Source organism: Leptospira inadai serovar Lyme str. 10 (assembly GCF_000243675.2).
In the GTDB taxonomy this organism is placed as follows: Bacteria; Spirochaetota; Leptospiria; order Leptospirales; family Leptospiraceae; genus Leptospira_B; species Leptospira_B inadai.
The window spans coordinates 116,996-137,861 of sequence record NZ_AHMM02000015.1 but is presented as its reverse complement, the minus strand read 5'-3'; the positions used below and the strand labels follow the sequence as shown (position 1 = coordinate 137,861).

Annotated in this window: 21 protein-coding genes; 16 read left to right on the top strand and 5 right to left on the bottom strand. The window is 44.1% G+C overall.

Translation table 11 applies throughout. The features are described from left to right. Positions 1-19 precede the first annotated feature (19 nt). Positions 20-340 (bottom strand): IS66 family insertion sequence element accessory protein TnpB, encoded by a 321-nt coding sequence (gene tnpB / locus LEP1GSC047_RS04420; RefSeq protein ID WP_020988302.1) that lies wholly within the window; start codon positions 338-340, stop codon positions 20-22. A 17-nt stretch (positions 341-357) separates the two neighbouring features. Beyond that, positions 358-648 carry an IS66 family insertion sequence element accessory protein TnpA gene (tnpA, locus tag LEP1GSC047_RS22045; protein WP_010415162.1) on the bottom strand — a complete coding sequence of 97 codons (291 nt, stop codon included), beginning with the start codon at positions 646-648 and terminating at the stop codon, positions 358-360. 232 nt (positions 649-880) lie between these two features. Between tnpA and LEP1GSC047_RS04410 the strand changes: the two genes are divergently transcribed. Continuing rightward, the gene (locus LEP1GSC047_RS04410) at positions 881-1,729 is read left to right on the top strand and encodes a sterol desaturase family protein (RefSeq protein ID WP_039934115.1); all 849 of its coding nucleotides are present in this window, start codon (positions 881-883) and stop codon (positions 1,727-1,729) included. 9 nt (positions 1,730-1,738) lie between these two features. Here the strand turns inward: LEP1GSC047_RS04410 and LEP1GSC047_RS04405 are convergent, their stop codons facing one another. Beyond that, a complete protein-coding gene (locus LEP1GSC047_RS04405) occupies positions 1,739-3,247 on the bottom strand; it encodes a hypothetical protein (protein WP_010414628.1) in 1,509 nt (502 codons plus the stop codon). Between the two features lie 114 nt (positions 3,248-3,361). On the opposite strand from LEP1GSC047_RS04405, the gene LEP1GSC047_RS04400 reads away from it, so the two are divergent. Then, a complete protein-coding gene (locus LEP1GSC047_RS04400; RefSeq protein WP_010414626.1) occupies positions 3,362-5,074 on the top strand; it encodes a GMC oxidoreductase in 1,713 nt (570 codons plus the stop codon). Between the two features lie 22 nt (positions 5,075-5,096). After that, positions 5,097-6,887 carry an alpha/beta fold hydrolase gene (locus tag LEP1GSC047_RS04395; protein ID WP_020988275.1) on the top strand — a complete coding sequence of 597 codons (1,791 nt, stop codon included), beginning with the start codon at positions 5,097-5,099 and terminating at the stop codon, positions 6,885-6,887. Between the two features lie 61 nt (positions 6,888-6,948). On the opposite strand, the gene LEP1GSC047_RS04390 is transcribed toward LEP1GSC047_RS04395, so the two are convergent. Further along, positions 6,949-7,692: a hypothetical protein gene (locus tag LEP1GSC047_RS04390; protein ID WP_039934113.1), complete on the bottom strand. Its 744-nt coding sequence runs from the start codon at positions 7,690-7,692 to the stop codon at positions 6,949-6,951. Positions 7,693-7,770: 78 nt separating this feature from the next. On the opposite strand from LEP1GSC047_RS04390, the gene LEP1GSC047_RS04385 reads away from it, so the two are divergent. From LEP1GSC047_RS04385 to LEP1GSC047_RS04350, 7 genes are all read left to right on the top strand, one after another. Next, on the top strand, positions 7,771-8,619 hold the full coding sequence (locus LEP1GSC047_RS04385; RefSeq protein WP_010414621.1) for an SDR family NAD(P)-dependent oxidoreductase: 849 nt from the start codon (positions 7,771-7,773) through the stop codon (positions 8,617-8,619). 1 nt (position 8,620) lies between these two features. Continuing rightward, positions 8,621-10,714: a 7TM diverse intracellular signaling domain-containing protein gene (locus LEP1GSC047_RS04380; protein WP_010414619.1), complete on the top strand. Its 2,094-nt coding sequence runs from the start codon at positions 8,621-8,623 to the stop codon at positions 10,712-10,714. 97 nt (positions 10,715-10,811) lie between these two features. Beyond that, complete coding sequence (locus LEP1GSC047_RS04375) at positions 10,812-11,255, top strand: DUF1761 domain-containing protein (protein ID WP_010414617.1); 444 nt, start codon at positions 10,812-10,814, stop codon at positions 11,253-11,255. Positions 11,256-11,370: 115 nt separating this feature from the next. Further along, positions 11,371-12,012, top strand: a complete 642-nt coding sequence (locus LEP1GSC047_RS04370) for a TMEM175 family protein (RefSeq protein ID WP_010414614.1) — start codon at positions 11,371-11,373, stop codon at positions 12,010-12,012. A 176-nt stretch (positions 12,013-12,188) separates the two neighbouring features. Beyond that, positions 12,189-13,004, top strand: coding sequence for a helix-turn-helix domain-containing protein (locus tag LEP1GSC047_RS04360; RefSeq protein ID WP_010414612.1), 816 nt, complete (start codon positions 12,189-12,191; stop codon positions 13,002-13,004). A gap of 75 nt (positions 13,005-13,079) precedes the next feature. After that, positions 13,080-13,445, top strand: coding sequence for a VOC family protein (locus LEP1GSC047_RS04355; RefSeq protein WP_010414609.1), 366 nt, complete (start codon positions 13,080-13,082; stop codon positions 13,443-13,445). A gap of 44 nt (positions 13,446-13,489) precedes the next feature. Next, positions 13,490-13,918 carry an LIC_13387 family protein gene (locus LEP1GSC047_RS04350; RefSeq protein WP_010414606.1) on the top strand — a complete coding sequence of 143 codons (429 nt, stop codon included), beginning with the start codon at positions 13,490-13,492 and terminating at the stop codon, positions 13,916-13,918. 55 nt (positions 13,919-13,973) lie between these two features. Here the strand turns inward: LEP1GSC047_RS04350 and LEP1GSC047_RS04345 are convergent, their stop codons facing one another. Continuing rightward, the gene (locus LEP1GSC047_RS04345; RefSeq protein WP_010414603.1) at positions 13,974-15,293 is read right to left on the bottom strand and encodes a spinster family MFS transporter; all 1,320 of its coding nucleotides are present in this window, start codon (positions 15,291-15,293) and stop codon (positions 13,974-13,976) included. A 529-nt stretch (positions 15,294-15,822) separates the two neighbouring features. Here LEP1GSC047_RS04345 and LEP1GSC047_RS04335 point away from each other — a divergent pair. The 6 genes from LEP1GSC047_RS04335 to LEP1GSC047_RS04310 are packed head-to-tail and all read left to right on the top strand — an operon-like array spanning position 15,823 to position 20,863. After that, positions 15,823-17,700, top strand: coding sequence for an elongation factor G-like protein (locus LEP1GSC047_RS04335; protein ID WP_010414597.1), 1,878 nt, complete (start codon positions 15,823-15,825; stop codon positions 17,698-17,700). A 47-nt stretch (positions 17,701-17,747) separates the two neighbouring features. Further along, on the top strand, positions 17,748-18,953 hold the full coding sequence (tuf, locus tag LEP1GSC047_RS04330; RefSeq protein ID WP_010414595.1) for an elongation factor Tu: 1,206 nt from the start codon (positions 17,748-17,750) through the stop codon (positions 18,951-18,953). A gap of 10 nt (positions 18,954-18,963) precedes the next feature. Then, positions 18,964-19,272: a 30S ribosomal protein S10 gene (gene rpsJ, locus LEP1GSC047_RS04325; protein ID WP_008593919.1), complete on the top strand. Its 309-nt coding sequence runs from the start codon at positions 18,964-18,966 to the stop codon at positions 19,270-19,272. A gap of 11 nt (positions 19,273-19,283) precedes the next feature. Further along, a complete protein-coding gene (gene rplC, locus LEP1GSC047_RS04320) occupies positions 19,284-19,904 on the top strand; it encodes a 50S ribosomal protein L3 (RefSeq protein WP_010414573.1) in 621 nt (206 codons plus the stop codon). 15 nt (positions 19,905-19,919) lie between these two features. After that, a complete protein-coding gene (rplD, locus tag LEP1GSC047_RS04315) occupies positions 19,920-20,555 on the top strand; it encodes a 50S ribosomal protein L4 (protein ID WP_010414570.1) in 636 nt (211 codons plus the stop codon). After that, the gene (locus LEP1GSC047_RS04310) at positions 20,555-20,863 is read left to right on the top strand and encodes a 50S ribosomal protein L23 (RefSeq protein ID WP_010414568.1); all 309 of its coding nucleotides are present in this window, start codon (positions 20,555-20,557) and stop codon (positions 20,861-20,863) included. Before rplD ends, LEP1GSC047_RS04310 begins: the two co-directional genes overlap by 1 nt. Positions 20,864-20,866 lie beyond the last annotated feature (3 nt).

Sequence of the window (20,866 nt, the reverse complement as noted above, 5' to 3'; positions counted from 1 at the left end):
ATTAAATTAGTCAATCTTTTCAGCTCACTTTCTTATATTTTAGTTTCCTATGCTCTTTAAAGAAATCGATCCCGTTTAAAAGCCAATGAAATCTTTCTACCGGGATCTTTCGAACTTCTTCCTCCGAGTTCGGCCAAGGAAATTTACTCTCCTCTAATCTTTTCTGCCAAAGACAAAACCCGCTCTTGTCCCAGTAGAGCATTTTCAGTTTGTCTTTCTTGCGATTGCAGAATAGAAATACACTCTCCGAATACAAGTCCTTCTTCATTCTGCCTTCTACGATGATGGCAAGCGTATTAATCGATTTCCTTAAGTCGGTGACTCCAGGTCGTAAATACACTTTTCTCCTGCCGGGATTTAGCTCCATTGTCCCAAACTAAACTGAAGGTTTACTTGTAGCGAAGCCTTGCCGGACGAATCTATTTTTAGGGTCAAAAATTCAGACCCTACCGACGAAATGCTGTTTGAAACCGATTGAGGTACTTCTACAAAGCTCTCTTCTTTTTGCTGAATCTTAGCCCGCCTCTTCCAGTGGTAACGAAAGGCCGAGTATTTTAGTCCTTTCTTTTTGCAGTATTGCGGTTGCGAAAATCCGCTTTTTGAAAATTCCTCAAACTCTTGCTGCCAATCTACATTTGTTCTGTTCATTAAAAATAGTTTAGCACGATTGGCCGAGGAGCAAAAGGTGGGCTTGATTAGGCGGTTACAAAACTTTAATGCACTGATCGAGAAACTCGGTTCGGACAAGAATGCTGAAGGAAGTTCCGGGATTCGTTTGTGTGCCAAATGATCAGGCCTTCTTTCTTCATTTATGGAAAGATTTTCGGACGACGAAACGGCAATTTTATCCTAAGATAAACGAGTAAAAGTGCAGGGGACTATGAGGTTTACTTGTGAGTTGAGCTGGGATTGCGTAGGGGGATTTGCGCTTTATCAGCTGATGATGAATTTTGTTCGCTATTATCCGATTGCAGGTATAGCTTTCCTAGTATTCTGGGTTTGGAAGAAAGGTTATTTTCAACGTTTTCGTATTCAGCCCGCTTTCCCTAAAAAAGAACGCCTTGTCTTCGAGATAAAGCAATCGGCGGTGACTCTTTTCATATTTTGTGCGATTTCAGTGACGGTCTTTACTCTTTCTCGACTCGGTTATCTTCAGAAAAAAGTATATTACGATTTCTCGTTGTATGGAGGATGGTTTTACGCGATTTTCACGTACATAGTCATTACGATATGGCACGAGACTTGGTTTTATTGGATGCATAGATTGGTTCATCTAAGATCAATTTATCCGTATGTACACTCAGTTCATCATAAATCCGTAAACCCTTCCCCTTTGGCCGCGTATAATTTTCATTGGGCGGAAGCGTTCTTAGAAGGAGTTTATATCGTTCCGATCATATGCTTTTTGCCCGTGTACTTTTACGTGGTTTTATTCCATACGTTTTATGCGATGATCATGAACATTTGGTGGCATCTGGGCTACGAACTTTTTCCGAAAGGCTGGGCAAGTCATCCGATTCTAAAATGGATCAATACATCCTCGCATCATAACATGCATCACCAAAAATTTCACGGCAATTATAGCTTGTATTTTAATTTTTGGGATAGAATCATGGGAACGAATTTTCCCGACTATGAATCCTATTACGAGTCCGTGATTCGAAAAAGGAATGATGCCGACGAATCGGAATCTCCTCTGAAAATTTCGACGGTAAGAGGAATTACCTAACCGTAGACTTTATTCTTCCACTCGGGTCCTTAACATCTTTCTACGCAGTTCGATTTCTTTATGAAAGGAAGATGAAAGTTTTTTAAAATTGCCCGAAGAAAGATCGACCTTTCGGATAAGCGTATCGTATAAGGGATTTGTTTCGTCCTTTAAACGATGAAAGGAAGGTTTCAAATCGCTTTCTTTATAGGCGTGAAATGAAACGATATCGGCTTCTTCGTCGATTAAGAGAATTGCGCCGCCGTGTGAACGCATTTCTTTGATCGTATCAACCACCCAGCCTCCGGTATTATAAACTGGAATATGGGGAGAAGCCAAGCCCAGTTCTTGAGAATGGGATTCGAAGGGTTTGTGCGTGTGTCCGAAAATAAAAGAATACTTTACTGGGAATTTCCTCTCCGTCTCCGCCTTCCATTGGTTCGGAAGAATCGTATCGAAGTAGACGTCCAAATTCCGTATGACCTCCTCGCTAAGCACTGAATCGGACATTCCGCGTTCGCTTTGTCCGACTTTAAGAACGATCTTTTGAAGAAAGAAAGATAACGCGTATTGAATGACCGATTTCAGCAACGGACGGATATCCAAATTTCGAAGTAAATATTCCGACACGTTTGAAGACAATCTACCGACCGCTTTCGGGTCTTGTAGCATATCGTAAATTAATCCGACACCTTTCCCGACTTTCCCCGACCTACCCAATGTGGACCAAAAGAAATCGATCCAAGCAAAGTTTTCGCGTTCTAGATCATAGATGGATTCCGGTTTATTCGGCTCGAGTTTACTTTGGAACGGCAAGCTCCTTTTAAGCTTTCCCCAAAAGGAAGTCGAAGTCTTTAACTCCTTGCCGGTATCCATCTCCGGGAGGAGAACTCTTTGGATTGAACTCATCAATGAATAAATGTTTTCCAAGAAATTTCCATGGCTCAGTATGATCGATTTACCCTTATCCTTCGCTCGGATTTCGTAATTCGGATAAGCAATCAACGCCTTCGCCTGCCTCAAGCGAGGGCTCCTTCGTAGTATTCCGGTAAGCAGGTCGGAAAGAATAAAATCCGGGTCGACCATCTTAGTAGTATGCCATGAATCCGCTATATGGTCGCGGGGTTTCAGGGATGCGATGTAATCTACATATTGTTTTTCTCTCGCGGTTTCCCAGAGATGATGGTCGTGATTTCCGGGGATGTACAATAGTTGGTCGGAATAAATCGGCTTTTTAGTCCCATAAGCGCATTCTAAAAACCGTTCGAAGGTCATGGCCGAGTCATTCATGCTTCCTAATGCTAATTCCAGAATGTCCCCCAACAGGATAAACTGCGGTAGTTTACCTCCTTTGTTAACGGAAGTGACGATCGTTTTTAAACATTCCATCAAGTCTTTGAGAACGGGGGAGGTTTTTAACGCGTTAACCGGGAATCGTTTGTCCGGGGGAACTCCGTCTATTTCATCAATATGTGTGAGCAGGCTATTATAAGCGCCAAAATGAACATCAGAAATTACTATATAACGAATTTTGCTCATAGTCTTTTATAAAAAGGTTATTCAAAATATTATAATTAAATCAATTATTTATTGATTTTATATGGAAAATAATGTAAATAAGTTAATTTTTCATCGAACGGAGGTTGAGTCAAATTGTACGAAGCGCTAATCATCGGTTCTGGGTTTGGAGGAGCCGTTATCGGATGCAGGCTTTCAAAAAAATGGGGCAAGAAAGTTTTAATACTAGAGAGGGGAAAACGGTATCCGAAGGGATCCTTCCCGCGATCTCCGCATGCCATGTCGAGAAATTTTTGGAATGTTCCCGAAGACCCGAATCCTTTCCGCGCTCGGCAATTTCGAAATCTAAATGAAACAGGGCTGTTCGATATCCGTAATTATCCGAATATGGATGTCGTGCTTTCGGCTGGACTAGGGGGCGGGTCCCTAATTTACGCGAACGTATTTTTAGAACCTCCGGAAGATATTTTCGACGAACGTTGGCCTATCGAAAGTAAAAAGAAGGATTTGGTTCCTTATTATAAGGTTGTCAAGGAAGTGTTAGGGTCTAGACCGATTCCACAAAACGGTGACCCGGCGCGTAAAATCGTTCGAACGGAGCTCTATCAAAGATTCGCGAGAGAGGGGGGTCGTGATTCTAAATTAGCAAATATTAATGTCTTTTTTGGAAACGATTTTAAGAAACCTTTAGAGGTCGGTCTCCAGGAAAAAAATAAATACGGAGCTGTGCAGACCTCCTGTACATATTGCGCCGAATGCGATATCGGTTGCAATACGCATTCTAAAAACACGTTAGATTTGAATTATCTGTTTGTTGCGGAGAACAAATATAAAGCGGAGATTCGGACGGAGCATTTAGTCGTTAAAATCGTTCCTCTAGGAAAGAATAAGACGGAAGATTCTAAATCGACGGGAGAGAACGGTTACAGAGTACATTATATAGATTTGAAGACCGGTAAGTCTCTTTATTCGGATACGAATCGTGTGATTCTTTCGGCCGGAACTTTAGGAACGACCGAACTGCTATTGAAGTGTAAGGAAGAATTTAAAACTCTACCGGCAATCTCTGGTCGGTTGGGAAAGAGATTCTCCGGCAATGGAGATTTTCTTTCGTTTGTTATAAAAGGAAAAGAACCGACCGATCCGAATTACGGCCCGGTCATTACGCAATATACCGATTATAATTTGTTCAAGGATTACGATTCAAAACATGCATTCGTATTAGAAGACGCTAGCTATCCTGTATTCGCCTCCTACTTCATGGAGGGAGCCATTCCATGGTTTTTAAGAATCGGTTTTTTTCTCAGAGTGATCGGAGAAGTTTTCGCGCGTTTTTTTACCGGAAAAATTTTCGGTCGGATCGGGTTTCTTCTAAGCGAAATGTTCAACAACAATCTCTCATACTCCTCCGCAGTGTTACTATGTATGGGGATCGATCGTGCCGACGGTGAGATGTACTTGGACAAAAAGAGAAAATCCTTGCAAGTGAAGTGGCCCCAAAAGAATAGTATGCCGCTTTACGAATCCATTCAGAAAGTGACGAAGGATTTTGCGGAATTTACCAAGGCTGAATCGCATTTGCCTTTGCCGACTTGGTCCTGGCCGATTAGAAATAACGTAACGGTTCATCCCTTAGGTGGATGCGTTATAGCAACCAGCGAATCGGAAGGGGTTTGTTCTTCCGATCCTAAAAATTTCGGACAAGTTTTTCGTTATCAAGGTCTTTACGTTTCCGACGGCAGCTTGATTCCGACGGCAGTGGGAGCGAACCCGTCGATGACAATTGCCGCGTTGTCGGAGCGAGTTGCCGAAGGGATTACCGGATCTAAATCGACGTCCAGGCTTTAATTTCGAAAGGATTCAAATATTTATGGCAAATAAGAGGGAAAAAAGGAAGTCGTCTAATGCGAGTACTGCGCCGGTCAGCTTGGAATTTACCGAAGAAATGAAGGGTTATATTACTCTGTCTCCAAAGTCCTCTTATCAGGATTCCTATTCCGCCGGAAAGAAAGAAAAAAATTATATTATGTTTCACTTAACGATCAGGATAGCTGACGTCGCATTTTTTGTGTATGATCCTACGGAAAAAGGTACGGCCATCGGCTGGGTGGATTGCGCATCCTTAGGTGGACGATTGGAAGTCGTAAAAGGGGATTTTAATTGTTTCGTAGATAAGGGTGCCCCTTCCGAAAATGTTAAGAATATGCAATATAGGCTTTTCCTTAAAAACCGGAAAGGAGCGGAATACACGCTAAGCGGACATAAAGTCGTCAAGGACGACGGAATTTTAAATATTTGGAATGATACATCCACACTATATACGAGAATTTTTGACGGATTTGTGATCGAAAAATCGGAGTTAAAGACCGAGAAAATCGCCGAGGGAATTTTACACATTCACGAATTGGATTTTATTAAACAAATGACGACCTTTCGATCGAACGGGAAAACATTCGAAGACAGAAAAAATGCGTTTCTACAATTCGGTGAGCTTTTTGCCGGCAACTTATGGGAGGTATATGCCGTTCATTGGGGAAAAGCCGAGCCGGAATTATGGAGAGAACGCGAGATTCCTTTATTCACTTTGGACGGCGTAAAGAATGCGGAAATTACGACACATTATGTTAGCACGGAAGACAAACTCTCATTAAGTCTTCTTAGGTTTAAAAAAAAGGAAAGCAAAGATGTCGTCATTTTGATGCACGGACTTACGACCTCTTCCGACATGTTCATAATGCCGGAACATAAAAACATAGTTACTTATCTTCACGAGCACGGCTTTAACGACGTGTGGAGTTTCGACTGGCGCGGAAGTCTTCGGTCGAATTATAACCTGTCACCTCATCGTTATAACTTGGATGATATCGCTTTATACGATGTTCCGGCTGCGTTGCATAAGGTTCGAGAAAACGTCGGCAATGATAAGCGAATCCATTTTATCGTTCACTGCGTCGGCTCTATTTCCTTTTTTATGAGTTTCTTTGCTAAGAAAATCGATGGAATTACTAGCGTGACTTCCAACAGTGTTTCAATTACGCCTAATGTCGCCCTATGGTCTAAGGTTAAACTCATTTTGGCGCCTTTCCTCATCGAGAACGTTTTTCGTTTTCCGAACGTAAACCCTCGTTGGTCTTATTTGCCCGGTCCCGCTAGAGGGAAGTTCTTTTCGAAATTCATCAGTTTGTTTCATAATGAATGCGATAATCCCGCCTGCCATATGCTGAGTTTGATGTGGGGAACCGGATGGCCGGCATGCTATGAACATGCCAACCTTCCGTCAGTGACTCATCGACGCGTCGGTGATTTATTCGGGGCAACTTCCATGAATTATCATAGGCATATTAGAAAAGCCGTCTTTCGTAAAGTCGTCGTAAAATACAAGGTCAGAGAAACTCGTTATGATTCTCTCCCTAATAATTATTTAGAATATGCATCCGATATAAAGACACCGATTTTGTTTATCACGGGAGATAAAAATAAGGTTTTTAAGAATTCGAATATAGTCGCGTATGAAACCCTAAAAAGATTAAGGCCCGATAATAGAAACGAACTTTTTATAGCAAAAGGGTACGGTCATCAGGATACGCTCATGGGTAAAAACAGCGAGAGGGATGTATTTCCAAAAATCATCGAATTCTTAAAAAAGTGTTCTCGAAGATAAAAATGCGACAAGCTCGATGCGTAAATTTCTGCTCGATGATAAACTTTGCATCGGCGGTAAGTTATGAATTTGTCCGAGAGATCGGTTTTGCCGCTTTAGACAAATATAATAGTACGATACCGGCAAAGATCATATCGAAGAGCACGGCAATTGTCATCCAAATTTCCGATTTAATTAGGAAAGTCATTAAACCTTTTATAAAGATGGGCAATGAGAGCAGATTAAGTATTATGAATCCGATGATAAAATTTCGTTTATGGGTCGCTTCGGAGAATTGAAAATTCTTTAGAAAATAATATGCACACACGGCGGAAAAGAACGCCTGAATACCGAAGCCCGCTAAGGGAAGCGTCGCACTAATGCCAAGTTCAGGTGCGGCCAAATCGAAAGAATATAAAGGGCCGACTTTGATCGTATTTGAAATCGGGAAAATCTGGAGATCATGATCGTGAACCAAATAGTCCAAAAGCCAATGACCGCTGACAGGGATCGCGACTGTAATGTAGCGCAAAGCGAAGGGCATTTTGAATGCTTTAAGAGTTAAGAAATAAAGAATGCCGATTAGGATTCCTCCTACGAGTGAATGAGAATATTGCTGGCTTAAAAGCTTCATGTTTCCAATATAAAGAAAAGGTATTTCTATTTTCATATATTCTAAAGCGGGCATGAATCCGATAAGATTGAGATTCAGGAATACCCAGACTATCTCGACGATTTCCGCAGCAACGAGGAAAATCCAGAGAGGAGTTTCTTTGAATTTAGATTTTAGGAGGAATGCGGAAGATAAATGGCCGATGCCAGTCATAGGGCCGAAGAATATTGAAAAATTATAAAAAAGCAATAAATAATTTGCACGACCTTTAGAATTGTATAGAGTGTGTCTATGGAATATATACTTGTTACCGGAGTTAATTCGGGAGTCGGGCTTGCATTAACGGAAACGCTAATTAGTAAAAATTTTTTCGTTTTTGGGAGCGTTCGCTCGAGGCAGCAAGGCGCCGCTCTTAGGGACCGGCTGGGCGATCGGTTTCATCCGTTATATTTTGATGTAACCGATGAGACCGCTATATCCGCTGCAGTTCAAGAGGCGGAAGAAATTTTAGGAGGCAAAGGGTTGCGAGCGGTTATTAATAATGCCGGCGTCGTGATTCCCGGCCCGTTAGTCGAATTACCTATCGATTCTTTTCGAAGGCAAATCGAAATCAATTTGATCGGCCCGTTTCTTGTGGTCCAAAAATTTATAGCGCTTTTGGGCGGGAAGAAAGATTCGAAGATTCCGCCCGGACGCATTATTAATATAAGTTCGATGAGCGGAATACGAACATTCCCGTTTTTGGCCGCCTATTCCGTCTCCAAATATGGACTGGAGGCATTGACGGACGGCTTAAGAAGAGAGCTAAGTTTATACGGTATCGATGTCGTTTCAATCTTGCCCGGTGCCATATTGACTCCGTTGACGGACAAAATTAATGAAGGGATTTTGAAAATATCCGACGATTCGGAGTATAAGGACTCGCTTTTGAAGTTCGTCCAAATAAATGAAAAAAAAGCCAAAGCCGGCGTTCCAATGGAAAAAGTTATAGCGGCAATTATTGATGCGATACAAAGTTCAAATCCGAAAGTTAGGTATTTTTTAAAAAGTAGTTTCCTTACGGACACGGTTTTATCGGAGTATCTTCCGACTCGGGTTTTCGATAAATTAATTTCAAAAACATTAGGAATTCATAATTGATATGAATATAATTTATTCCATCGTATTCCTTTCTGTATTTTATTTATTGAATTATCCGATTCATGGTCAGCAGAGATATGTTGAAGATATCATTCTCACGGACGACAAGGACCAATATGATATCGGAAAGACCGTCTCATTTTACGTAGATAAGACTAAGAACCTAACCATTCAGGATATTGTGGACGGGAAAAAGGATATAAGGTTTACCATTCCCCAAAAAACGAATTTTGGAATAACTGATTTCGCGTACTGGGTTCGAATTCCTCTGCAAAATGAATCCAGAAGTGTGCGTAGTTGGTATCTGGAAGTCAGTCATCCCGTGCTCGATCATGTGGATTTCTACATTCCTTCGGAAAGAGGTTACAAGGTAAAGAAGGCGGGGGATAAGCTTCCATTTCGCGAAAGAGAGATCAACCATAGAAATTTTATATTTGAATTGCCTCTGCACAATGACGAAGAGTTGGAAGTCGAATCCGTTTTTTACTTAAGAATCGAATCGGAGAGTACGATCTCTCTTCCCATTCAAATTCTGAGCGAAAAAGCTTTCGCGAATCGGAATGCGAACGAACAATTCATATTCGGATTATACTACGGACTTATATTCGTCATGGCGTTGTATAATTTGTTTTTATTCTTTACGGTTAGGGATCTAAGCTATTTCTTTTACGTTTTATATATCATTACCTTCGGCCTCTTGCAAATGAGTTTAAACGGTTTAGCCTTTCAGTTTGTGTGGCCTAATTCGACCTGGTTAGCCAGCTACGCTCCGACATTCTTAATTCCGTTACTTCCCGTTTTTGTAATACTTTTTTCGAGATTCTTCCTGATAACTTACGAGCATATTCCTCGCGCAGATAAGGCTTTGATCGTATCCAGTATAATCGGATTTGTCCTCACGATCGTATCGATTTTCGTAAAGATCTCTTCCATACTCTGGATTCTTGCCGTTTACGCGATGCTCAACGTCCCGCTGGTATTAGGCTGCGCTTTTTACGTTTTAAATAAGGGATATAGGCCTGCCATTTACTATTTGATAGCTTGGTTAACGCTTCTATCAGGCGGTATACTATACGGATTAAAATCGTTTGCCGTACTTCCGGACGTATTCTTAACCAACTACGGATTACAAATCGGCGCCGGACTGGAAGTCGTCTTATTATCTTTCGCGCTAGCCTCTCGGATTAATGCGATCAAAAGGGAAAAGGAGGAGGCTCAAGCAAAGACGCTCGAGATGCAAAAAATTTTGACGGAATCGTACGCGCGATTTGTACCTCGGGATTTCCTGGCAAATCTCGGCAAAGACTCGATATTGGACGTTAAGTTAGGCGATCAAATTCAGAAGAATATGGCCGTCCTTTTTAGCGATATTCGTTCTTTTACGACGCTTTCGGAACAAATGACGCCAGCGGAGAATTTCAATTTTATTAATTCATATTTAAGTAGGATGAGTCCAATCATTCAGCGGTATAACGGCTTTATCGATAAGTTTATCGGGGACGCGATCATGGCATTATTTCAAAGAAATGTAATAGATGCCGTATCCGCAGGCGTTGAAATGCAGAGGTATTTGAAAGAATACAATTCACATAGGCACAGTCAAGGGTATGTTCCTATCCAGATCGGAGTCGGAATACATTCCGGTTCTTTAATGCTTGGAACGATTGGGGCCGAGGAAAGGTTGGAAGGTACCGTAATATCCGACACCGTTAATTTGGCATCCAGAATCGAGAGTCTTACGAAAATCTACGGATCTAGGATCGCAGTAAGTGAAAGCACGGTAGAGGAAGTGAAGGCAAACGGAAAATTTCACTATCGATTTTTGGACCGCGTAAAGGTTAAAGGAAAACAAAAACCCGTTTCCGTTTATGAAATCATCGACGGTGACGAGCCGGAAGACCAAGATTTGAAACTGCGCACGAAAGGAGATTATGAGCGCGCGGTCATAAGCTTTCATGCAAAGGATTTCGAAGACGCGAAGAATTACTTCGAAAAAGTGATTCAGGTTTTTCCCGAAGATAAGGCTACTCAACTTTACTTAAAGCGTTTGTATCCGGTTACTCATACTTCTCAAATGGAAGAAATCGAAACGTAAGCGTTAAGCGATGGAGTACCTTGTTCGATACGAAATAATAAATACTTGACTCGCTTTTTGAGAATGATAGAAAGCTTTTCCGAACCAGGAGGGGTTTATGCAACCCGAAATTCATTTAAATTATCTCGCCATTCTCGCGGGAGTTTTGGCGAACGTAATAATCGGTTTTCTATGGTACGGCCCGTTATTCGGTAAAGTGTGGGCGGCGGAAATGGGTTTTCCTAAGGATATGAAACCGGATAACAAACAAATGATAAAGTCTTTGGCACTGATGGTAATCGGAACCTTTTTGACCGCTTACGTATTGGCGCATAGTGTGGATGTTTGGAGACCCTCCTCCTGGAAAGTCGGAGAAGATCAGCCGGCCTGGACGTACGGATTCTTTGCGGGCTTTTTTACCTGGATCGGATACTATGTTCCTCTTTTATTCGGTTCCGTTTCCTGGGAAGGTCGTTCTTGGAAACTTTTTTCGATTAATGCCGCATACTATTTCGTTTCACTTCAAACGATAGGAATGATTTTAGCTTACTGGCGGCTTTAAGAAAAGTGCCCCGTTAGGCGGCAACGGCGAATCATCCGTCCCGTTTGTTCGTTTTGAAAAAGGATCGGGGCTGCTTCACTTTTCAAACATGATAATATTTTAACGGTAATCTCGAATGTCCGGAACTCACAATTACAATGAAATAGCCGGACAAAGAATCCATCGGACTGAGGCTTTAGCCGATGGAGTTTTTGCCGTTGCGTTCACCCTTTTGGTGCTGGATATAAAAGTTCCGATTGCGGAGACGATTCATTCGGAAACGGATTTATGCGTTCATCTGATTTCGATCGCACACAAGCTCTTGAGCTACTGTTTGAGTTTCATTACTCTTGGAATATTTTGGGTTGGGCACTCCATGCAATACACGTTTATTATTCGAAGCGACCGTCATCTAAGCTGGATATCCATCCTATATCTCGCTTTCGTAACGCTACTGCCGTTTACGACGGCCTTTCTGAGCGAATTCATCGAATTTAAAACTGCGATAGGTTTATATTGGCTTAATATCGTTCTACTCGGTGCTACCATTTATTTTCATTGGGCTTACGCTTATCAAAACGGCCTCGTCGATCTGAAACACACGATGATTCGCGAGATCGATAGAACGATTCGGAATAGGGTGATCTATGCTCAGATTCTTTATGCGGTCGCAGCATTACTTTGCTTTGTAAATAATTATCTCAGCATTATCGCAATATTTTTGATACAGTTGAATTATGCGATCGCGCCTAGATTTCGACGGAAATCGCCCCAATAGGATTTGTTCCGAGAGATTTTGTTGATCTGTCTTTATCATTCAGTTCCCCGGGTTCAAACTTAATTGACTTCTTTTCGTTTAAACCGGATCGTTTTACGTCATGGATTCTCCGTCGGTTCTCGTTTTTGTTATACGAGGTGAAACCGCGAACGCGAGATCTATACGGACTAGATCTTATGGATATTACTTTTTTCAAACCGAAGAGAGAATTACAGGATTCGGTCGCGAAGATATGGGTTCATCAAAATCGAGGAAAGGAAATCGTTTTACCTAGTTGGTTGATCGTTCCCGACGGGGAAATTAAGATTATTTTTCCCTTTTACGGGAATATTCGCTGTACTATCGCCGAGAAAGGGCGGCTTCATCGGACCTCTAATTTAATCATTTCAGGAATGAGAACCGAACCCGGTTATCTGAATTTCGAGCATGGGCTTGGTACTATCGGCATTATTCTCCAACCCGAGGCCGCCTATCGTTTTTTCGACTTATCCATGTTTGAAATCGCGAACAGAACGCTAAGCGTATCGGACTTATTCGGCGACAAAGTTCGGGAATGGGAAGATACGCTCATGGATCTTCCTTCAGTGGTACAGAAGGTGGAATATATTCAAGATTGTTTAATTCAAAGATTAAGGCGAAAGAAAAATCGCGACTCGTTAGTCGAATACGCAGTCAAGGATCTACGAATGAACGGCGGCCGAAAAACCGTCCAAGATCTATCCCTCGAATTGGGTTTTTCGAGGCGTCATCTGAACCGAAGATTTATGGAAACGATCGGAGTAGGTCCTAAGCTATTGGCAAACGTTTTTCGATTTCAATCCATTTACAAAATCGTTAAAAACCGGAGATCATCTAAATTGCAGGACCGAATTTTTTACGATCGCTATTATGATCAGGCTCATTTTATCAAAGATTTTCGTAGGTTTACCGGAAGTTCACCGGGACGTTACGTAGAGGATGCGACCGACTATGGAAAACTATTTCCGGATTAGAATGTCCCATTTTTACAATACAATCCTGCCTGGATCTAGTATTGTCTTTCTATTCGAATCTACGATAGAGGAAATATGAAACGTCTAGCGAACTGGATTGAGATTCCGGTCATAAACTTGGATAGAGCCGTCGAATTTTATTCTAAAATTTTAGAAGTGGAATTTCATCGGATGGAAATAGGTCCGATCAAATATGCGATTTTCCCGAGCGACGATTCTTTTAATTGCGGCGCATTGGTTCAAGGGGAGTCATACTCTCCATCCGATAACGGGATCGTCGTCTATTTGGATGGAGGGGAAGATCTGGATAAGATTTTGCAAAAAGTCGAAACTGAGGACGGGCAAATCGTAATGAAGAAAACGTTTCTTTCCTCGGAAGCCGGGTATATCGGATTCTTTATCGACACTGAAGGAAATCGGATCGGTTTGCAAAATCCGTAATTATGTAACTCTCGAATTTTGACTCAATTAAAAAGGTAGAAACTATGAATCCTAAGATATTACTACGGATAGCGGCATTCTTAATTCTTTTCCACGCCGTCGGTCATACGTTCGGCATGCAGGCAAGAAAAAACGTTCAGGACCCTCCCGCCAAGGCTTTGGTTCAGGAAATGTCCGAGGTCAAGGTCCCGATGATGGGAGAATTGACGAATCGTTCTTATGACGATTTTTACTATGGAATGGGGATCGCCTTGTCCCTCGCCCTTTTTTCTATTACGATTTTATTATGGATTTTGGGTGGAGTCGCGGTATCGAATCCGCAGACTACCAAAAATCTACTTTACCCGATTTTTTTCAATCTATCCGGCCTTGCCGTAATCGAATTCGTTTATTTCTTTCCGTTACCCGCGTGGACTTCGACTTTATCCGCGGTTTGCATCGCGATTAGCCTGATTCGATTGGGCAAAAAATAAGGAAAGCAAGCGTGCACGGTTAGCGAATATTCTCCCTCTAACCGTGCCGTCTTGTTCAGCTAGACATCTCTCGTTTCATATTCGCAGCGTCTTTCGGGAAACTTCTGGAAGCAAAAAACACAAAGACTGCAGTCGCGAATACCATAATAGGGATTAAATACAAGGCATCGTGCAAGCCGATAGCTTTGAATTCTTCCGAAATCTGGATCGCTCCCGCTCGAACCATCGCGGCTCGGGCTAGATAATCGGAAAGCCAGCCTACGACAGCCGGACCCGCAGCTCCCCCGAGCAAATACATTGCCGCAAAGTAAAGCGCCATTGCAGTAGCTCGGAGTCTGGGTTCGATGACGTCCTGAATTGCGGGATACACGCAAGTATAATAAGTATATGATGCAAGCCAACCGAAAGCGAACAGTATCGCAAAAGAGACTATGAATGCATCGGATTGTCCCAGGGCATACCAAATTGCGATTCCGGATACCAAAAGATTTAGGGCGCCGAATAACAAGCGACCGCGCTCCGATTTTTGATGAATTTTATCGGCGATCCATCCGCCTACGGTTAAGCCGACGAGGCCCGTAATACCTACGATGAAGCCGGTGGTAACCGCAGCATTAGTTAATGAAATATGAAAGTATCGTTGGAGCAAGGAGACTAAAAAGGTATTTACGGAGTATGCCGCGAAGTTGAACGTCAGACCGGAAAGTATAATCCACCACATGGTCCGGTTTTTCATAACCGTATAGATAGGGCGGTCGATTTTTTTGTCGGATATCGATACCGCTTCGGCCGCGCCTCTCGGCGGTTCCTTAATAAAGAATAAAAAGACGGCTAATAGAATTCCCGGAATCGCGGCGATAAAAAACGGCGCCCGCCAAGTCCCGAAAGCTTTTACCATAGCGCCAACCGTAAAAAAAGCGAGGACTAAGCCGAGAGGTAACCCCAACATAAAAACGCCCATAGCACGTGCGCGCTTATGAGCCGGGAACAAATCGCCGATCAATGAATTCGCCGCAGGAGCGTAACTAGCTTCGCCGATTCCCACCGCCATCCTAACGAATACATAAGAAGTATAGTTCCACGCGAGGCCGTTAATTGCGGTAAACGCACTCCAGGCTACTAGCCCCCAACCCATGATTTTCTTCCGAATTCCGGTATCGGCTATCCGTCCCAAGGGAAGGCCTGCCATTGCATATATGATCGTAAACGCGGAGCCTATGAATCCAAGCTCAAGATCGGTCAAATTCCATTCGTGACGAATCGGCTCTACGATGATTGCCGGTATCGTTCGATCAAAGAAATTTAAAAGATTCGCAAAGAATAGGAGAATCAGAATTCTCCAGGCGTTCTCGGTTTGCTTCCCGTTCATTTCCATCGAATAAAATCTCCCACTATTTTCCTGATTCAAAATCGCTTCGCATAACGTTATTCGGCTAATGCGGTTTAGACTATCCGCATAATTGGAAGAAGGATCGCTAGAAAAGCAAACCTTAAAAACATCGATCGAACACATTCAGAGGACAGAGGACAGAGGACAGAGGACAGAGGACAGAGGACAGAGGACAGAGGACAGAGGACAGAGGACAGAGGACAGAGGACAGAGGACAGAGGACAGAGGACAGAGGACAGACAATTATTCCTATTACCCTGACAACAATTTTTTTTAAAAACGAATTATGTTGGAACTCCTACACCGAGAAAGAAGGGCCGAGGAAAGATCCACTGTTAGCATAAGAATTTTTCTCTATAGCATGGAAACCCGGCTCGCCAATGTTCTGTCTTCCGTCCTCTGACCCCTGTCTTCTGAAAGCGAACGCGTCTGTCCTCAGTCTTCTGTCCTCTGAAAGCGATTGTTGTTGTCCTTGGACCGGCCCAATCCAGGCTGGGATCTCCACCAAATCGATATGGATCTCCCTCTTCTCAATCCCGGTATTTTCGCGCATATTGACGCCGGCAAAACTACTTTGCTCGAACGAATTTTATTCGAAACCGGGCGGATTCGTAGCCCTGGCAGCATAGAGGAAGGGACCACCGAATCGGATTACTTAACCGAGGAAATAGAGCGCGGTATCTCCATTCAATCCACGGTAGCCAGAATTCCTTGGCCGAACGCGGAGGAGACGCGTCTTCTGCTGCAATTTGTGGATAATCCGGGTCATTTGGATTTCCAGCCCCAGGCGAATGCCTCTCTCTTGGCAGTGGATTTCGGACTGGTCTTAATAGATTCCTTCGAAGGTTTAAAGTCGCAAACGTTTCAGAATGTCGAATCTCTTCGCAAGGCCCAAAAACCTATTTTATTTTTCTTGAATAAACTCGATCGTCAAGGGGCGGACATTCTTTCGGCCTTAGTGGATCTGGAACTAGCCCTGGGCCAGGAGCCTGTCCTACTGTTCCGCGACGATTTTAGCCTTCCGGTATTAGAAGGCCAGGGGAGAGAGGACGAGCTTCTGCCGCTTTTAGAATGGGATCCTCAGCTTTCGGAAGACTATCTTAAGAATCCTGCCGATCTATCGTCTCTAGCAAAGAGCGGACTTGTAAAAGGGTTTTGGAATGGAAAGGTTTATCCGGTACTTGGCGGTTCGGCTCTCCATGGACAAGGGATAGCCGAGCTTTTACGTTTTTTAGAGCTCCTGGCAAAGGGAAAACCTCCGCTGAAACCTTCGATACCGGGGGCCTCGGGCGTAGTATTCAAGAGGGAGATCCATCCGGATCTGGGCAAGATTCTTTATTTTCAAGCCTGGGCTCCCATTCAAGCGGGAGACAGATTTCACTCCGCGCATGAAGTCGGCAGCATGGATACTCTCTATCGAGTTTCCGCGAGAGAGCACGAAGAAACGGATCGCGCTGTGGTAGGCGAACTTCTTGCCACTGATTCCTTACTTTTTCTAAGGCCGGGGGATGTCCTTTGGGGGCATAAGTCGGAAAAAAGGAGCTTATTGCCTCCGATCCGAAAACAATTTCATCTTCTTCTCGAACCCGAAAGGGGAGAAGATCGAGAAGAGCTTTGGCGAGCTTTGGAAGAGTTGGCCTGGGTGGACACTAGCTTGGAGATAGGCATTCTTCCCGAAACCGGACAATTCCGGTTATCGGGAATGGGAGAATTGCATCTCGAGATTTCGCTTTCTCGACTCAAGGAGTCCTTCCCAAAAAGTTTTCAGACCAGCGGAATACATATTGCAAGATTTGCACTTTGGAAAAATTTGGTTAAAAAGGTCGCATTTCAGCATACCGCGTTCGATCAAAAAGTCTCGAGCGGTCAGGTGCTCGCGTCCTTGGAAAGCTCTCACAGTTTCTCCAAGGGAGTGCGGTTTAAAATACAGCTACCGGAAGAAGTAGAAAAGGCAATCGAGTCTGCGTTTGCAGAAGTGGCTGCCACCGGGCAGGCCGGGGAAGAACTCCTCGGTTTGAATTTGATCGTCGAAGCTTTCGTTCCTCCTAAAGCGGATTCGGAAGTCGATCTATCTTCCCTTGTGAAGGTGGCTGTTATCAAGGGCTTAAAGGACATAATTCCGTCTAACACGGATCATATTGGTCCTCTTTCCGAGATGGAGATTCTAGTACCGGATTCTTATCTAGGAGATGTCTTAGCAAGTTTAGCTAAGCGAGAGGCAAGGATCCGGAAAGTGATTTCAGTTGCGGAAGGCCGCTCCTTGATCCAAGCAAGTGCTGCTGCGCAAAACTTGCTTGGCTTTAGCGGTGTTCTTAGAAATATGGCACAGGGAAGGGGCGTCCTATCATTGGACACCCTTTTTGACTTTGATCACCATTCTGTATTGCATTAAATGAGTCCCGTGAGGGTTCGTTAACAAGTAAGGAGTTTAAAAGCACTATGGCTAAGGAGAAATTCGACAGGTCCAAACCTCACTTAAACGTCGGAACGATCGGGCACGTAGACCACGGGAAAACCACCCTAACTGCAGCAATTACCACAACCCTCGCGAAAGTGCTGGGCGGTAAAAATAAAGCTGTCGCCTACGACCAAATCGACAACGCACCTGAGGAAAAAGCCCGCGGAATAACGATCGCTACTTCTCACCAGGAGTATGAGACTGCAAACCGTCACTATGCTCACGTTGACTGCCCAGGTCACGCTGACTATGTTAAGAATATGATCACCGGTGCTGCGCAAATGGATGCAGCTATCCTGGTTGTTTCTGCAACGGACGGACCAATGCCTCAAACAAAAGAGCATATCTTGCTCGCTCGTCAGGTAGGCGTTCCTTATATAATCGTATACATCAACAAAGCGGACATGCTCGCGGATGATGAGCGTGAAGAAATGATCCAAATGGTTGAGATGGACGTTCGCGACCTTCTGAACAAATACAACTTCCCGGGCGATGATACCCCGATCGTTTACGGTTCGGCTCTCAAAGCTCTCGAAGGCGATGATTCCGAACTCGGAACGAAATCGATCATCAAACTGATGGAAGCTCTGGATACTTACGTTCCGAATCCGAAACGTATCGTAGACAAACCGTTCCTAATGCCTGTAGAGGATGTGTTCTCTATCACCGGTCGTGGAACTGTTGCTACGGGTCGTGTCGAGCAAGGAACCCTCAAAATCAACGACGAAGTCGAGATCGTAGGAATTCGTCCTACCACCAAAACTGTCGTTACCGGTATCGAGATGTTCCGCAAACTCCTTGATTCTGCAGAAGCAGGCGACAATATCGGCGCTCTTCTCCGTGGAACCAAGAAGGAAGACATCGAAAGAGGACAGGTTCTCGCTAAACCGGGATCGATCACTCCTCACAAGAAGTTCAACGCGGAAGTTTACGTTCTAACGAAAGACGAAGGCGGACGTCACACTCCGTTCTTCAATAACTATCGTCCACAGTTCTATTTTAGAACTACCGACATCACCGGTGTCTGTAACCTACCTTCCGGAATGGAAATGGTTATGCCTGGTGACAACGTAACTATGAGCATCGAGTTGATTCACCCGATCGCCATGGACAAAGGTCTCAAATTCGCGATTCGCGAAGGTGGAAAGACCATTGGTTCCGGCGTAGTGGCCGAGATCACCGAGTAAGAGTAAGGGAATGGCTGGCCAAAAGATCAGAGTAAAGCTAAAAGCTTTCGATCATAAGTTGATCGACCAATCAACTTATGAGATTGTTGCGACTGCCAAAAGGACCGGAGCTACCGTCTCCGGTCCGATTCCTCTTCCCACGAAGAAGGAAATATACACAGTCCTCCGTTCTCCGCACGTAAATAAAAAATCAAGAGAGCAGTTTGAGATGAAAACTCACAAGCGGCTCATCGACATCCTCGACACGAATGAAGACACGGTGGAAGCTCTTATGAAATTACAGCTCCCGGCTGGCGTGTCAGTGGATATTAAATCCTAAGGGAAGAAGCAATGGCAAAGGGATTAATCGGTAGAAAGATAGGGATGTCCCAAATCTTCGACGAACAGGGAAACATTATTCCTGTAACCGTCTTAGAGGTAGGTCCCTGCGCAGTTTCCCAAGTGAAATCCGTCGAGAAAGACGGATACGAAGCGATTCAATTGGCATTTCAGGACGATAAAGAAAAACACCTGTCCAAAGCCCAAACGGGACATTTGGCCAAGGCCGGATTGTCTGCGAAGAGAGTGTTGAAGGAATTCCGGGATTTCGGCGATCAACCTGCCGCTGGTGCAGAATTGAAAGCGCAAGACGTGTTTGCCGTTTCGGATACCGTTAAGGTAACCGGGACCAGCAAGGGAAAAGGTTTTCAGGGTGTGATTAAACGTTACGGACACCATGGAGGACCAGGCGCCCACGGTTCTCGTTTTCATAGGCATCCAGGTTCTATGGGTTCCAATACAACGCCAGGACGGGTATTCAAGGGGCGTAAGCTGCCGGGCCGTACCGGTTCCGATACCAAAACCGTCCTGAATCTGAAAGTGGTTCGTATTCACGAAGCGGAAAATCTGGTATTTGTCAGCGGTTCCGTTCCGGGCCCGGCGAACACGATCGTAACCATCGAGAAGATATAAAGATCCGGTAGAGTGATGAAAGCACAGAAGTACTCAAAAGAAGGAAAGCTGCTCTCGGAAATCGAATTGCCTGCGGCAGTTTTCGAATCCAAGTATAGCAGCGGAGCGATCTACGATGCCATTAAGGCGGAGAACGCTAACCTACGTTCCGGGAACCACCATACTAAAACCCGCGCGGAAGTTTCGGGCGGCGGTAAAAAACCCTGGGCTCAAAAAGGAACCGGTCGCGCTCGTCAAGGTTCCATTCGCGCTCCTCAATGGGTCGGCGGTGGAACCGTTCACGGACCGAGAACAAGGGATTATTCCTATAAAATTTCTCCGAAGGTAAAGCGCCGCGCTCTGCTTTCGATCTTGAATAAAAAAGCCCAAGGCGCCGCGATCAAAGTCGTAGAGGATTTGGATCCTAAGGAATTCAGTACGAAGGCCTTCGCTACTTTGTTCAATAATATCGGACTAAAGAATACCGGAGTGATCGGTTTCGTAGTAGGCGGAGAAAACGAATTCGTAAAGAAGTCGGTTCGCAATATTCCTACGGTGAAATACATCAACTCGAAGCGTATTTCGATTCGGGACATTCTTTATAATAGAAACCTGGTGATTACAGAGGCTGCGTTAGGCGAGATCCTCAAACACTATGGGGAAGGTAAATAATGAACCTGCACGAAGTTATTCTTTCACCTGTCGTTACCGAAAAGTCTCAGGACCTTGAGACGATCGGAGAGAAAGCCGGCAAGAGAACCGTTAAGTATACCGTCGAAATCCATCCTAGAGCGAACAAAACTCTGGTGAAGGAGGCGTTTCGCAAGATATACAACGTGGTTCCTTCCTCGGTGAATATTCAGGTTTATCGCGGAAAAGTAAAACGTTTCCGTCATTTACCCGCTCCTAAAGCTCATTGGAAGAAGGCCATCGTCACCTTCCGTGACGGAGCAAGCATTGATTTCGGAAAGGAAGTGTAAGAA